The following is a 14,547-nucleotide window of genomic DNA, read 5'->3' as shown; positions in this document are numbered from 1 at the left end:
ACTAAGAAATAAGCAATAATAGTCTTTGAAAAAATAATTAACAGAATAAAAACAAAAAACAAAAAAATAAAAAATAAATTATTTTTCATGATAACAATTACTCTTATTTGCTTCACATAATTTTTCAGATTCGTCAAAAGAATCATGGGCAATTTTGATTCCTTAATTGACAGCAGTAGTACTATTTAATAAAAAGTTCTAATTACATGATTTGATAATATATTATATACAATCAAAACAAATAAAAAGATACAGATTAGTAAAAAAAATACTTTACTACTTCTCATTTGCAATCCTCCTTATTATTCTCACAAAAATCTTGTGATGCGTTAAAGCTACGTTCGGCATTATTTGTTATTCTATTTGCCCCCATTGTTTTTGGGTTTGTGGTTTTTCCTGGTAGATTTCCTGTCCAAAAACCAGAAGTTCCAATTGGAACTGTGTAATTTGTATAGGGGACTGGTAGGCGTAGCATGACATTTTTTCTGTTTGATAGAGTTGTTTTGTCGCCCTTACCATTCCCAAAGTTTGTATACGGATCTACATCATATAATTTATGACCACTAGCATCACTGGGGGCGTAATAATTAAATGTTCCAGCATTGGTTGGATCTCTTACAATTCTAGTGTAGTCATCATCACTTAAAATACCGTCTTTTGTATCAATAATTATTTCCATTTGCCCGTTATTGTGAACAAATTTTTTGTATCGGTAGTTACCATTAGGTAATTTTTCTGGAATGCCATTTGCATTGTAGTTGTGAAAGGCATTTTGATAATCCTCCATCAGCTTCCAATCACTGCGATTTACCTTAAATAATTCTTCTGCATCCTTATTCCAGTCTCTTCTTTGAATGACATGCAAATAATAAAACTGATTACAATCCTTGCCTGCACGGCAGTCTGTATAAGCTTTATCAAACGCCTTATCTCGTTGTTTACTGAGATCTTCAAGCACTTTTATTTCTCGTGTAATTTCTGCACATCTTTGAGATACACAATTGCCGTAGGCGTTAGATAGTCCAGCTTTCTCTTTTTTTAATTCTCTCAATCTTTCGTTCTCCTTATGACTCAAATAATTCCACTGCACCTGCCCAGCATTATTGGCAGTGCTTGCAGTATCGCCACCAACAGTCGCACCAATGCCTGCTGATAAGGTAAGCAAGGCGGTTTGTCTTGTGGTTTCATCAAAGCCTTGTTCTTTTAGGTATTCGTCTATCTTTGGAATGGTGTAGGCGGTTGCACCTGCTGATATTGCTCCTTCGATAGTGCCTGTCCCCAAAGCACCAACAGCCGTATGCAACGCCACACGATAAACCCCACCTTCGCTCCACTTATCAATCTCTTTGATGGTATTTTGATACTCATCAGAAGCAATGTCAATGTTTTTATCATTAAGTTCATCTAGCTTTTGAATAAGTTTAAAGGCTTGGTTGTCGGCAAACTCCGCCACTCTTTTTGGAGCTTCTCTCCCAAACTCAGTAGTAATATTCACCTGAGCATTTAACTCTTTAAGCACTTGCTCTTTATTAAAATCATTGGTGATGATTTGGTTAAGCTCATGTTGAACTTCTGCTTGTTTGAAGTTGTCTGTATTAATATGGCTAAGCCCTGCTTGGTCTGTGATGGCAGAATGGGTGGTACTGGTTTTATGAGTTGGGTCTATTTTACCATAGCCTAGGCCTTGTAGGGCAGGTTTTGCTTTGCCATTTGGATTGCTGGTGTCTACACCAATACCAATGCCGACACTGATGGCATCACCTTCATAATCTAGATGGTTGTGAATGTCTTGGGTTTGGATACCTTGGGCAAACTGGGTTTGGTTTTTACCGGCATCGGTGATGAGATAGCCACCAGTAAACTTACCTTGTCCTTGTACGATTAGGGTGGACTCTTTGGCTTTGATGCCTGATTGGCGGGTGACTTGGGCATAATCGGCATCTACATCGGTTTTACCACCATTGATGCTTATGCTTTGGGGTTTGCCATTAAAGCCAACATCGGCACTAAATCCTGCTTGTTTTTGATCATGGGTGTATTGATAGGTGTCTTGACGGCTTTTGACAATCAAATCACCGCCAACTGTACCAGTTAGGTGCTTGGTATCAAGATTGGCACCATCTAGGATAAGATTGCCACCAATGTCATTGATGGTTGTACCGCCAACAGTGACTTGGGTATTGGTGTGGGTGGTGGTTGTTTCAGTACTATTGCCTTTTGCTTTGTTGGCATTGATGGTAAAGCCGTGATTGGATTGACCACCACCTATCTGAGTGCTGGCATAGATACCCACGCCCCAACCTTTACTGCTGTTTTGGCTGTTTGTGGTATCAGTTTGTGTTGAGGCCTGGTAGATGACATCGCCTTCTACCGATTGGTAGAAGTTGTTGCCCACTGTAAGATTGCTACCTATGACAGTCAAATCCGAATCCGCACCTTTGCCTTTAAGGTTGACGATCAGATTATTTTGAGCCAAAAGGTTAGCAGCATCATTAGTTTCTTGATGGCTTGTGGTTTGGCTCTTGGTGCTTTGTGAGCCAATAGTGGCTTGAGCCCTTAGACTACCCAAGTCTTTATTGTTTAGGTTATTGATAAGCGTTTTAACCTTGGAAGCTGCCGCTAAAGTGCCAGCCAATTTAGCTTTGCGAGAGTCGGTGTCATTAACAGACTCTTTTAGCGTTTCTAGGCTTTGAACCTCGCTAACAAGACTGCTAGAGACGCTGGCAGTCACTCCTGTGGTTTTTTGGGCAAAGCGATGGCTGTTGTTGCTGATGGTGTTTTGGCTTTGGATGGTGGCATCAGTGGCTTGGATGTAGATATTGCCTGTATTGGTGTTGGCACCATCTTTTTTGGCAATGACATCGCTATTGGTGATGGCAAGACTGTCATTACTTACTAGGCGAACATTACCTCCTGTAGTACCAATCAGCGAGCCTGTATAGGTGGTCTGCATGGCATCTGCTTGATTTTGAGTGCGTTGTTTACCCAATGTGGCAGAAGTTGGCGAAGTGGTAAATAAGCCTTTTTTATCCACCTGTGAATATTCGTGCATACTTTGTGTATTAGCAGCACTGGCAATGGTCATATTGCCACCTGAGGCAAGCAGAATGTCTTTGTCGGCAAGTACATTGGTTGTCACAACCTGCATATTCCTACCTGATTTCATCAGTACAGTCTCACCACCCACCGTACTTTGAATGCTGGTATTGCTGTCCATCTGATAGGCGGTTTGAGTGGTTTTTTTGCTAACAAGTCCTTTGTTGGTAAATTTACTTGCTGTATCCAAGCTTTGGGTAGCACGACCTTCGGTGATGCTAATGTCGCCTGTCCCAATAACAGCAGTCATGCCGTCTGATTGTAGGCTTGAACCTTTGATGTTGATGTCAGCATCTTTGCCTGTTGTGGCTATCGTTAAGTTGCCATGACTGGTGATGGTTGAACCCACATCGGTGCTTTGGCTGTAGTTAAAGTAGTTATTCTCATCAGCGACAGCATTGATGTGATTGCTTGTGGTGATGGTGGTGATGTTAATGCCGTTTTTGGCGGTCATGTGGGTACTACCACCTGCGTTGTCTGATGCGGCACCTTGATAGATGATCTGATTGCCACGCAGACTTAGGGTGGTTAATGGATTGCCATTGTCATCTGTTTGGTCTTTTAATCCATCGCTTACACGGATGGTGGCGATGCGTGTGATGGCGGTGTTAGATGAAGCGCTTTGCCCTTGTTTATTGTGATGGGTAGCTGTTTGGCTTTGGTTGATGATGTTATTGCCAGCACTTAGCCTCATGGCACTGTTTGCATACATGGTGCCATGATTGGCAATGGTGTTATCTGCTGTGACAGCGACAAAGTTACCATAAACACCGCCGTCATTGGTGACATTGTTTGCATTGATGTTTGCGGTGTCTTTGGCAATGATGTTGCCATTATTGTCAAGATTGCCAGTCAGCTGCATGTCAATGCTTCTGGCTGAGACGGCACTGTATCTGCCATCAGGACTCAGTGTGCCAGTATCTGCATTGGCAGAACGCAGATACAGCTTAGGCACTAAGGCGTCTTGGGTTTTGCTGATGCTATTGCCATCTTTGTCTTTGGTGACAACCGTGATGGGCTGTTTGATAAGCCAAACGATGTCCGTGGTGAGAGTTGCCATCTGCTCAGGCGTGAGTGCCGTGCCAAGTGTGTAGTTAAACTGTTTGGCTGCCGTGATGCCATTATCCATCAAGGTTTTATAAGCATCTTCATGACTGCGGTAATCAGTGTTGATGTGTCTGCCTGTCAGTAGATAGTACTGATCTTTAATACGCTGTTGTTCACCATAACCATCAGAGAGGCGTTTGTGGATGTGATTTGGGTCTGATTGTAGGGCTTTTAGCATATAATCAGAGGAGAGCCACTGTTTGTAATTGGTGAATGCAGGGTCGGTTTGAATTAGTGGTAGATTGGGATTGTCAGCGTTGATGATGTAGAGGGCTGAAGTTGGTAAGGTGATGGTACTGTCTTTAACATCAACAATCACAGAAGTATCATTGCCTGTGGCTAGCTCATCAATCTTGGTGCTACTTGGTGTGGTATTGATGGTAGCGTTTAAGATGGGAAGTTCATACGTTGCTAGTGGTGCAAAGGATTGAGTAAAGCTACCACCGCCAGTTGCTTTGCGCTTGTGGCGGTTAATTCCTGAGGCAAATACGCTATATCTGGTAAAGCGACCATTTTCGGTGACTTTGGTTTTTTCACCATGCAAGCCATTGTCAGGTGTTTGAATCACGGTATCACCAATGATTGCAAAGCCATTACCCGCATTCATTTGGCTTTTATCGTTAATTAAGGTGTCGCCATGGATGATAAGATTTTCTCCTGATACCATACGAGCAGGGTCAGAAGATAGAGTTTTATCTTCATAGACGACAAAGTCAGTGGTAATGACATCCACCTCTTCAGTGAGGCGATAAAAGTTACCACTGACATCTTTGACATACAAAGCACCATCTGGTGCACCTTTACGGCTGGTTGGACCTAAATATGCTTCATCGGTGGTGTAGATGTTTAACGCCAAATCCACATCGCTTTTATTTTTATTAAATTGGCGGTTATGCTCCCGAATGGCAAGCTCCAGTGCCTCAATGGAGGCAGCATTATCTTCTTCCCATTTTAATAATGGCCCCATGACCTTGGTGTAATTCGCCAGATCTTTGTTGTATTGGGCACAGGCTTGATTGTTTGCACCCGCCAAGGCACAGCTTTGAGTGGTCTCGCCTTTTGGTAAGTCAGGTTCATCTAACAGGTCTTTGGCTTTGATGTTTGGAACAGGCTGTTTGGGTGGTTCAATCTTAAAGTATGACCAAATGGTGGAGTTGTGATCATAATTGACAATACATTCACTGCCTTTAGGGCAGTCAAATAAACCTGCCATGGGCTTTTTGCCCAAATCGGCTATGTTGGTGCTTTTTTGGGTGGCAGGCACTCCAGATTGCTCACGGTTGCGGTAAAGTGTTTGTCCATAAACGGATTCGGCTTCCACTTTGACCGTATGCTTTTTAAAGTCGGCATTGGTATTTAGTAAGGTGCTGGTGGCAATTTGCATCTGTCCACCAGACTCTATGGTTGCCCCTTTATTGATAACCGTCTGTGCTTTGCCTGTGGCGTGATGGTTGTCATCTAGGCTACCACCGATGTGCAGACTGCCAAGACTTGTGATTAAAGCTTGACTGTCAAAGTTTTTATTAAATTTACCTGCTCTATCTGGATTGGGGTTGTTGTTTAAGTGATTAACACCGATATCCAGACGCCCTCTGGCTGCGATGACAGGGGCGGTGTGATGGTCATTTTCTTGATTGGTTTGTTGGTTGACAGCTTTTGCTGGCGTATTATTTAGCGTATCAGCCTGTATTGCAAGATGCGTGCCATAGATACGACCACCGGCAAGATTGTTGATGGTGTTTTTGGCTTTGATGAGTGTATTTTCACCATTGATTAAGCCTTGGTTGGTGATGTTTGTTTGGCTAGTAATCTGTGTGTGATTGCCGCTGGTGATGATACCTGTTTGGCTGTTGTCAATGTGTTTGGCGTTCAGTGTCAAATCATGACCTGCGGTTAATTGGCTTTGGTTAATCAGCTTACCACTTGTTGTAAACGCTAAGCGATTGGCAACAAGCTTATCTTGATCTGTGTGGGCGTAGTCGGCTTGTTGGGTGATGGTAAGTGTATCAGCCGTGATGCTGCCGCCGTTTTGCACCTCTTTGGCAGTAATATCTGCTTGTTTGACCGCGGTAATGGTGCCGTCTTGATTGATAATCCTGTCTTTGGCGATAAGTGTCATATCGCCACCGCTTGTTAAGCTGCCACCTGTGTTGATGATGGCAGATTCACTGCCAATCACCATACCATCTTTGGCAGTGATACTACCTTTGCTGTTATCAAAGCGAGTCAATTGCCAATTAATATCATCTAAGGCGATTTTACTGTCGGTATTGACAAGAGTGTTGGTGTTTAAAGTGGCGGCATCAATCGATGCTTGCTTGGTGTTATGGGTTTTATCAGCATTGATGCTGATGTCACCTGTGGCAGTGATGAGTGCTTGATTGCCTGTGTTAGTCAAAGACTGACTGGCAGTAATATGACCGTTAGCGTTTGGGGTGGATGGTTTGTTTAAAGTCTGCGTATTTGGGTTTGTGGCGATATTACCTGTTGTTGTGCTTGTCTGTATAGGAGTATTGCTAATGCTACCAGCACTTTGATCGCTGCTTGGGGTAGAAGGTGTGGGTATGATGGTTTGTCCATACAAGCTTTGACCGATAACCGCTTTATCGGAGTTGGTCAGTGTATTGGTGGTGATATCAAGCTTACCTGTACCAGTTTGGATAAGCTGGCCGGTGTTATTAAGCTTATCCGTATCCACTTGCAAAACACCGCCATAGACACTGCCAAGGTTTTCAATCGCTTGTTTGGCTGCAATCTTGGTGGTTTGGGTGCTGTGAATGGCACCTGTGTTATTAAGACTTGCGGTATTGATGGCGATATCAGCTTGTTCACTTAACAAGGTGCCATCGTTTTGAGTGGTGTTATCATGGGTGTTGATGGCAAGTTTATCTTTAGCAGACATGGTGCCTGTATTGACAAGATTGCCTTGACTATCTAGCGTGAGTGTACCTGTGCCAAGTTGTTGTCCATTGCCGGTTGCTGTGATGACCCCTTGGTTATTGACCCCAAAGCCTTTGTCTGTACCGACAAGGTGGATTTTACCTGCATACATTCCGCCCAATGATGAAATATCTAAGGCAACGCCTTGTTGTTCTTTATTGGTGGTTTGGCTAGCAGATGATACATGGGTTTGTTTATTGGTGGCATTAAGCTTGGTAAAATCACCGTTTTGAAGATTGACTTGGTTTTCACCTAGGATAACATCCAGCTGTTTTCCTGCATAAATTTCATCATTGATTTGGGCGGTTTTAGCGATGAGAGCAGCATAATCGGTGCCTTGTAGGTTTAATTTGCCATTGACTTGAATATTGCCAGTATCACCATTGCCGACTTGATAAGCTGATAATTGCCCTTGTTTTACTTGGGCATTTGCTGCTGCCAGATGGACATTACCAGCATTGATAAAGCCAGCACCATTGATGATAAGACCATTGGGATTGGCAATGATGACATCTGCCTTTTTACCTGCCACTTCAACAAAGCCATTTAAATGACTTGGATTATTGGAATTGATTTGGTTTAAGATGGTAGAGGCTTCGCCACGAGCCATAAAAGGGTTGGCTGCCACAAAGCCTGCGATTTGGGTACCCACTGCTTTACGGTTGTTATTTAATACAGCACCTGTGCTACCGACATCAAACTGGCTGTAATGGTTATTGGATAAGCCACGAGCATTGGGGGTGGCAATATTCACAGAGGTGATGCCGCTTGCGGTATTTAAGATGATGGGTTGTAGATTTTTAGGGGCAGATGAGTCAGCGATGATGGTGGTGGGGGTGCCTGCATGGGCTGACTGTAAAGCCATAAGTACTGCAAAGGATAAGAAAGTAATAGAACCCGCTACGCCTCGTGCCGCAGATTTGCTGGTGCTACTTGCACCGCCACAACCAACACGACGAGCATATTCACAAACCGCCATCCAAGTCTGTGTGGATTTGTTAAAGACGGTTTTATATATGCGGTTCATACAGCTTTTCTTTTAAAATGCAGAGCAACTACATTGTAACAAATATGTATAAATGCAGCAATGGTAATTTAAATGAGATTGTAAGATTGTGTTTGTATGGTTACAATATGTAATATTCTTAAATACGCTGCTGGAATGCACCTATGATTAGACCAACAATCCTTGCCACCACAATTATTGCAATTTTGGTTCATAACACCGTCTCTGCCAACACCGCCAACCAAACCCTAATCCAAACCCAAGATGCTCGCAATCAGGCATTGCTTGAACAATTAGTGCCAAATCCAAGCGTGGTGGTGGATGCTGTTTCTGCCAATATGGTTGCCCAAACCCAAGAACAAGCCGTAGCAGATAACGCCATTTGCTTTGATATTCATCAGATAAGCTATTCGGTGTTATCAGCTGATGATGCCATCTTTGCAGACAAGCTTGGCTTTGCACTCATGCCTGAAATCATGGGTAATCACAGTGTATTAGGTAAGTGCATGACAGTTGCTGACATCAATGCCATTGCCACTCGTGTGCAAAATCGCTTGATTGACAAAGGCTATGTCACCAGTCGTATTATGGTAGCTGATCAGAATTTGGCAGGTGGGAAGTTAAGATTAACCTTAATCCCAGGTAAGATTGCTCAGGTGGTGGTCAATACAGCCGATAGTAAAGTACCTGTCTATGTTAAACAGACAAATATGGCTTATCCTGCTATCTTAGACACCGCCTTAACCACTCAATCAGGTAAGCTGTTAAACATCCGTGATTTGGAAACCACGCTTGAGAACTTTAAACGCGTGCCAAGTGCTGATGCCAATTTTAAGATTGCACCATCTGATGGGTTGCAAGCAATTGGTCATGATAAAAACAATAAACCTGTTGGTAACGGCATTGGCTTTAGTGATATTTTAATTGATTATGCCCAACACCGCCGTCTTCGTGGCAGTCTAAGCATTGATGATTCAGGCTCTAAATCCACAGGCAAATATCAAGGCATGGCGACACTTAGCCTAGATAATCTGGCAAACTATAATGATTTATTCTATCTTAGCTTTGGGCGAGATTTGGGTAATCAAATCAATGATGACAAAGACTATCCGTCTGATAAGAGCAAAGGCTCTAAGAATTACAGTATGGGTTATGTTATTCCCATTAAAAACAGCTTATTACAACTCAACGCCAATCACTACACCTACCATCAAACTGTGGCGGGTAGTAACCAAGATTATGTCTATGGCGGTAAGTCCAATCAATATACCGCCAAATTATCTCATCTGGTGCATAGAGATGCTCGCAGTAAAAGCCATGTATATACTAGCGGCTATATCAAATCCCAAGAAAGTGATATTGATGGTACGACCATTGATGTGCAAACCCGTAAAACTGCAGGTTATTTATTTGGCATTAGCCATGAGACCGCTTTTGGCAAACAAGCCAATCATAGCCTAAGCACCGATATTTCTTATAAACGTGGTACCGCCGCTTTTAATGCCTTGCCATCGCCAGAAGAGCTGTTTGATGAAGGCTCATCTCGTGTTGGTATCTATCAGCTAACCTTGGGTCTAACCAGTAGATACAATCCAATCATAAGAAATAAGCCACTACCCGTTGTCCACAGCACCACACTCAAAGCCCAATACGCCACTGACAGTCTAACACCAGATTTAAAAATGGCGATTGGTGGCAGATACACCGTCAGAGGTTTTGATGGAGAGCGTTCATTATCTGCGGATAATGGCATCTTGATAAGACAAGATATCAGCTTTTATCCAAGCTTTCTAAATCAACAACAAACAACCAAACAAAGCACCACAACCAATCAAAACAACTCACAAAACAGCCAATCTAGCCATGCCATCTATCTAGGATTGGATGCAGGTTATGTTAGCAACCACGACAAAAGCCAAAATGAGCTATTGCTTGGACAACATCTAGCAGGTGCTGCCATAGGTATCAAAGGACAATACACACCAAACACAAACAACCCCCACCTAAGTTTTAATTACGATGTTTTCACCTCAAAAGCAATTAGTGAGCCCACAGGTTTTTCAAACAAAGATTGGGTCAGTGGTGTAAGTTTGGGGATGAGCTTTTAAAAGCAAATTGATAGCAAACCAATCAATCAGAAAACCATCAGTTAGGCAAATTAGCTTGGCTGGCGGTTTTTTATGGGGTGGTTAAATGAGGGTGGGATGGGCATGTATTCAAATCCAAAAGACCACTTTTTCTACCCTTGTTCTGGTACAGATACGGCATAAAAATGGTAAAAATACTTGTTTGTGAACTAAAAATCAAATATAATTAATTAACTTATTGATTTTTATAATTTGAAGTTAATTACACAAAACATTTGTTAAATAAGGTATTTGTACACACCAGCCAAGATAAGCTTTCCCTTATCATGCCAATATTTACCTGATTGGCATGACTGCAATCCCTAAAATTGTATCTGATGCTTTTTGTATCCAAAATCATGATGATAGAAAAATTGACATGGCTTGTTCGTGATGATTTGGATAAGTCTTAATGGATATGAAAAGTTTGAAGACAACAAGAAAACTTAGATTTACTCCATCAGCCCAGTAAAATACAAACTTCGAATTAGACTAGCTGGCAAGGTTATTTTAAAAAAATAAGACGAAATTTAAACTTATACTCATTGCAATACTCATGCTTTTTGTCTTGATATGAGTTTGTAAATTTGTGAATTTTCAGACCGCAAAATTGGCAATGTTGCCATTCATCGCTCCTATGGGTATATTCGGACAGCCGCCTTTAAAACCCTGACAACTGCTTTAAGGCAGCTTTTAACAATGCTTGGGTGTCCTGCTCATCACTTTGTACTTTCTTAATGGCATTTTGGGCTTCTTTTTCTTTATAGCCCAAACTAATCAACGCACTTTCTACTTCGGCAATGACCTGCATGACAGAACCTGTTGTCTCCACTTGGAACAATCCTCCGTCATCTTGCATGGATACGACACCAATATCGGTCAGCTTGCCTTTTAATTCAATCACTAAGCGTTGAGCGGTTTTTTTGCCAATGCCAGGAATTTTGGTTAGGGCGTGGTCATCATCCATCTCCACCGCTCGTTTTAGCTGTGATGCTGGCATGGCAGAAAGCATAGCCAATGCCATTTTTGCCCCAACGCCTGTGATTTTAATGAGCGTTCGAAAGACCTCCCTATCCTGCTTTTCCAAAAAGCCAAATAATAATTGGGCATCTTCTCGCACATGTAGATGCGTGAATAAAGTTACCGAACTGCCAAGTGTTAATTGACAAAAATCAGGAATGGGCAATTCAATCTCATAACCGACACCACTTTGGGTCATCACACAAACGGTTGGTGCTGACAAATGGCAAATCTCACCTCGAATCAACGCAATCATCATTCTACCCCATCATTTATTTCATATAAAATAAACCAAGCCCAATATTGAACTTGGTTTATCAACTCAATCAGTATTCAAGATTATTTATAATAATCCACCATTTTTTCTAGGCTGATTGGGCGGATTTTGCTGGCATTACCTGCACTACCAAAGGCTTCGTAGCGAGCCACACAAATCTCTTCCATCGCCTTGATTGACGCTGCCAAATATTTGCGTGGGTCAAATTCGGCTGGGTGTTCATTCAAGAAACGACGAATCGCCCCTGTACTTGCCAAACGCAAATCGGTATCGATGTTGATTTTACGCACACCATGCTTGATGGCATCAACCAACTGCTCAACTGGCACACCATAAGTTTCGCCAATCTGACCGCCGTTTTCATTGATGATTTGTAGCCATTCTTGTGGAACGCTTGATGAACCGTGCATCACCAAATGCGTGTTTGGCAATGCCTCATGAATCTCTTTGATGCGGTCAATCGCCAAAATGTCGCCTGTTGGTGGACGAGTAAATTTATAAGCACCATGTGAAGTACCCACTGCAATCGCCAAAGCGTCCACATTGGTATCGGCAACAAACTGCTTAGCCTCCTCTACCGAAGTCAATAGCTGGCTGTGGTCAAGCACACCCTCTGCACCCACACCATCTTCTTCGCCTGCCATGCCAGTTTCAAGACTACCTAGACAGCCAATCTCACCCTCTACTGACACACCACAAGCATGTGCCATACGCACCACTTCACGGGTCACGCCCACATTGTATTCATAATCTGCTGGGGTTTTGCCGTCTTCTTTTAAAGAACCGTCCATCATGACAGAACTAAAACCAAGCTGAATCGAGCGTTGGCAGACGGCTGGACTGGTGCCATGGTCTTGGTGCATAACCACAGGAATGTGCGGCCATTCTTCAATGGCGGACAAAATCAAATGACGCAAAAATGGTGCACCTGCGTACTTTCTAGCACCTGCTGATGCCTGAACAATCACTGGCGAGTCAGTCTTGTCCGCTGCCATCATGATGGCACGCATTTGCTCTAAGTTATTGACATTAAAAGCTGGCAGACCATAAGCATGTTCGCCTGCATGGTCAAGAAGTTGGCGTAAAGATACTAATGCCACGATGTTCTCCTGATGATGAATAAAAAATGTATCACAAAGTTATTTTTCTATTATAACAAAATTTTTGATGGCGTGCATCATTTGCTGGATTTTGGGCAAAGTTTTTTATCATTATTATAATTGGTTTTTTTAATCAATTTTACATATATTATAATTTTTATAAATCACATACCATCAGATAAAATAAAACCAGCACGATGGCGTACTGGTTTTATATAATCCCAAATGGACTTTATTAGTACTTTTGGTCTTCTGATACTTTGGATTCCGCAGTATCTTCTTGTGGCGTGGTTGCTGGCTGTGCGTCAGCTGCTGGTGCATCTTGATTCGCCTGCTGTTCTTGGGCTGGCTCGCTTGATGCTGGCTCTTGGGCAGCAGCTTCTGCCTCTTTGGCAACTTCGGCAGTTTTTTGTTCTTGACCATCGACCGCTTTTTCTTCGGCTGGCTTATTGCAAGCAACCAATGCACCTGCGGTTACGGCCACAAGCATAAACAATGCAATTTTTTTCATCTTCATTCTCTCTTTGGTCATCAAAAATGCACTTTGATGAAACTTGATAAAATCCTTGCTTAGTTTAGCGTTTTGGTGTGCTTTTGACAAGCCCTAAGCCAGCAAAATCACAAAAAATAACAAAATATGCTTCGCCAATCACTTGACAAATTTATGCTTGGCTTGCCAATGCAGCGATGGCTGGCAATTCTTTGCCTTCAACAAATTCCAAGAAAGCACCACCACCTGTTGATAGATAGCTGACATCATCAGCCACTTGGTATTTATCAATGGCTGCCAAAGTATCGCCACCGCCTGCAATACTAAAACCTGCACTGTCCTTGACCGCCAAGGATAAGATTTTGGTACCTGTGCCAAATTTATCTACCTCAAACACCCCAACAGGTCCATTCCAAAGAATGGTTTTGGCATCAAAAATATGTTTGGCAATCTGTTCGGCACTGCCTTGTGAGATGTCCAAAATCATCTCATTATCTCCAATCGCATCGACCGACTTAACCACCGCCTCTGCCTTAGCAAGCGAGCCTAAAAAATCATCAAAGTCGATTTGTGATTTGTCCGCCACCACCACTTCGTTTGGCAACAAAATGTTGGTTTTTTGCATGATTTGCTTGGCGGTCTCCACCAAATCAGGCTCATACAATGACGCACCCACATTCACGCCTGTCGCTGCCAAGAAAGTATTGGCAATACCACCGCCCACGACAATGCTGTCACATTTTTCAGCAAGGCTTAGTAGTACATCAAGTTTGGTTGAGACTTTTGAGCCACCAACAATGGCAAGCACAGGAGCAGCAGGATTATCCAAAGCACGAGACAAAGCATCAAGCTCAGCAGTCAAAAGATTGCCAGAACAAACAGGCTTGCCATCTTTGGCTGCGGCACGAATCACGCCTTCGGTTGAGGCTTGGGCTCTATGAGCTGTGCCAAATGCATCCATCACAAACACATCGCACAAATCGGCATACTGCTTGGCAAGCTCTGGGCTATTTTTCTTTTCGCCAACATTAAAACGCACATTTTCAAGCAAGACCAATTCGCCAGCCTGTGCTGATACGCCATTTTGTAGATAATCTGTCGAAAAATGCACAGGGCAATCTAGGTGCTTGGCAAGATAGTCAGCAATGGGTTTGAGTGAATATTTTTCTTCAATCTCGCCTTCGGTTGGACGACCCAGATGCGATGCCACCAGTACGATAGCTCCTTGTGCCAAAGCATCTTTGATGGTGGGTAATGCAGCTTGTAAGCGTACATCGCTGGTGATGATACCGTCCTTGATGGGTACATTCAAATCTTCACGAATCAGCACTCGCTTACCTGATAAATCCAGCGATTTCATTGCAACAATGCTCATGATGGTATCC

General features: G+C 42.8%; 6 protein-coding genes. 1 reads left to right on the top strand and 5 read right to left on the bottom strand.

Features of this window, described 5'->3' with window-relative positions:
• Positions 1-283: 283 nt before the first annotated feature.
• The gene (locus LU297_RS09620) at positions 284-8,170 is read right to left on the bottom strand and encodes a two-partner secretion domain-containing protein (protein WP_263076298.1); all 7,887 of its coding nucleotides are present in this window, start codon (positions 8,168-8,170) and stop codon (positions 284-286) included.
• A 143-nt stretch (positions 8,171-8,313) separates the two neighbouring features.
• Here LU297_RS09620 and LU297_RS09615 point away from each other — a divergent pair, with 143 nt between their 5' ends.
• Positions 8,314-10,257 (top strand): ShlB/FhaC/HecB family hemolysin secretion/activation protein, encoded by a 1,944-nt coding sequence (locus LU297_RS09615; protein ID WP_263076297.1) that lies wholly within the window; start codon positions 8,314-8,316, stop codon positions 10,255-10,257.
• Positions 10,258-10,936: 679 nt separating this feature from the next.
• Here the strand turns inward: LU297_RS09615 and ruvA are convergent.
• From ruvA to LU297_RS09595, 4 genes are all read right to left on the bottom strand, one after another.
• Positions 10,937-11,551 (bottom strand): Holliday junction branch migration protein RuvA, encoded by a 615-nt coding sequence (ruvA, locus tag LU297_RS09610; RefSeq protein WP_263077395.1) that lies wholly within the window; start codon positions 11,549-11,551, stop codon positions 10,937-10,939.
• A gap of 83 nt (positions 11,552-11,634) precedes the next feature.
• Complete coding sequence (gene fba / locus LU297_RS09605; protein ID WP_263076296.1) at positions 11,635-12,672, bottom strand: class II fructose-bisphosphate aldolase; 1,038 nt, start codon at positions 12,670-12,672, stop codon at positions 11,635-11,637.
• A 235-nt stretch (positions 12,673-12,907) separates the two neighbouring features.
• Positions 12,908-13,183 carry a hypothetical protein gene (locus LU297_RS09600; protein ID WP_263076295.1) on the bottom strand — a complete coding sequence of 92 codons (276 nt, stop codon included), beginning with the start codon at positions 13,181-13,183 and terminating at the stop codon, positions 12,908-12,910.
• Between the two features lie 151 nt (positions 13,184-13,334).
• Positions 13,335-14,537: a phosphoglycerate kinase gene (locus tag LU297_RS09595; RefSeq protein ID WP_263076294.1), complete on the bottom strand. Its 1,203-nt coding sequence runs from the start codon at positions 14,535-14,537 to the stop codon at positions 13,335-13,337.
• Positions 14,538-14,547: the final 10 nt, after the last annotated feature.

Source organism: Moraxella nasicaprae, from assembly GCF_025643275.1.
Taxonomy (GTDB): domain Bacteria; phylum Pseudomonadota; class Gammaproteobacteria; order Pseudomonadales; family Moraxellaceae; genus Moraxella; species Moraxella nasicaprae.
Note: the sequence above shows the minus strand (reverse complement) of the source record. Positions and strands in the feature narration are given on the sequence as shown.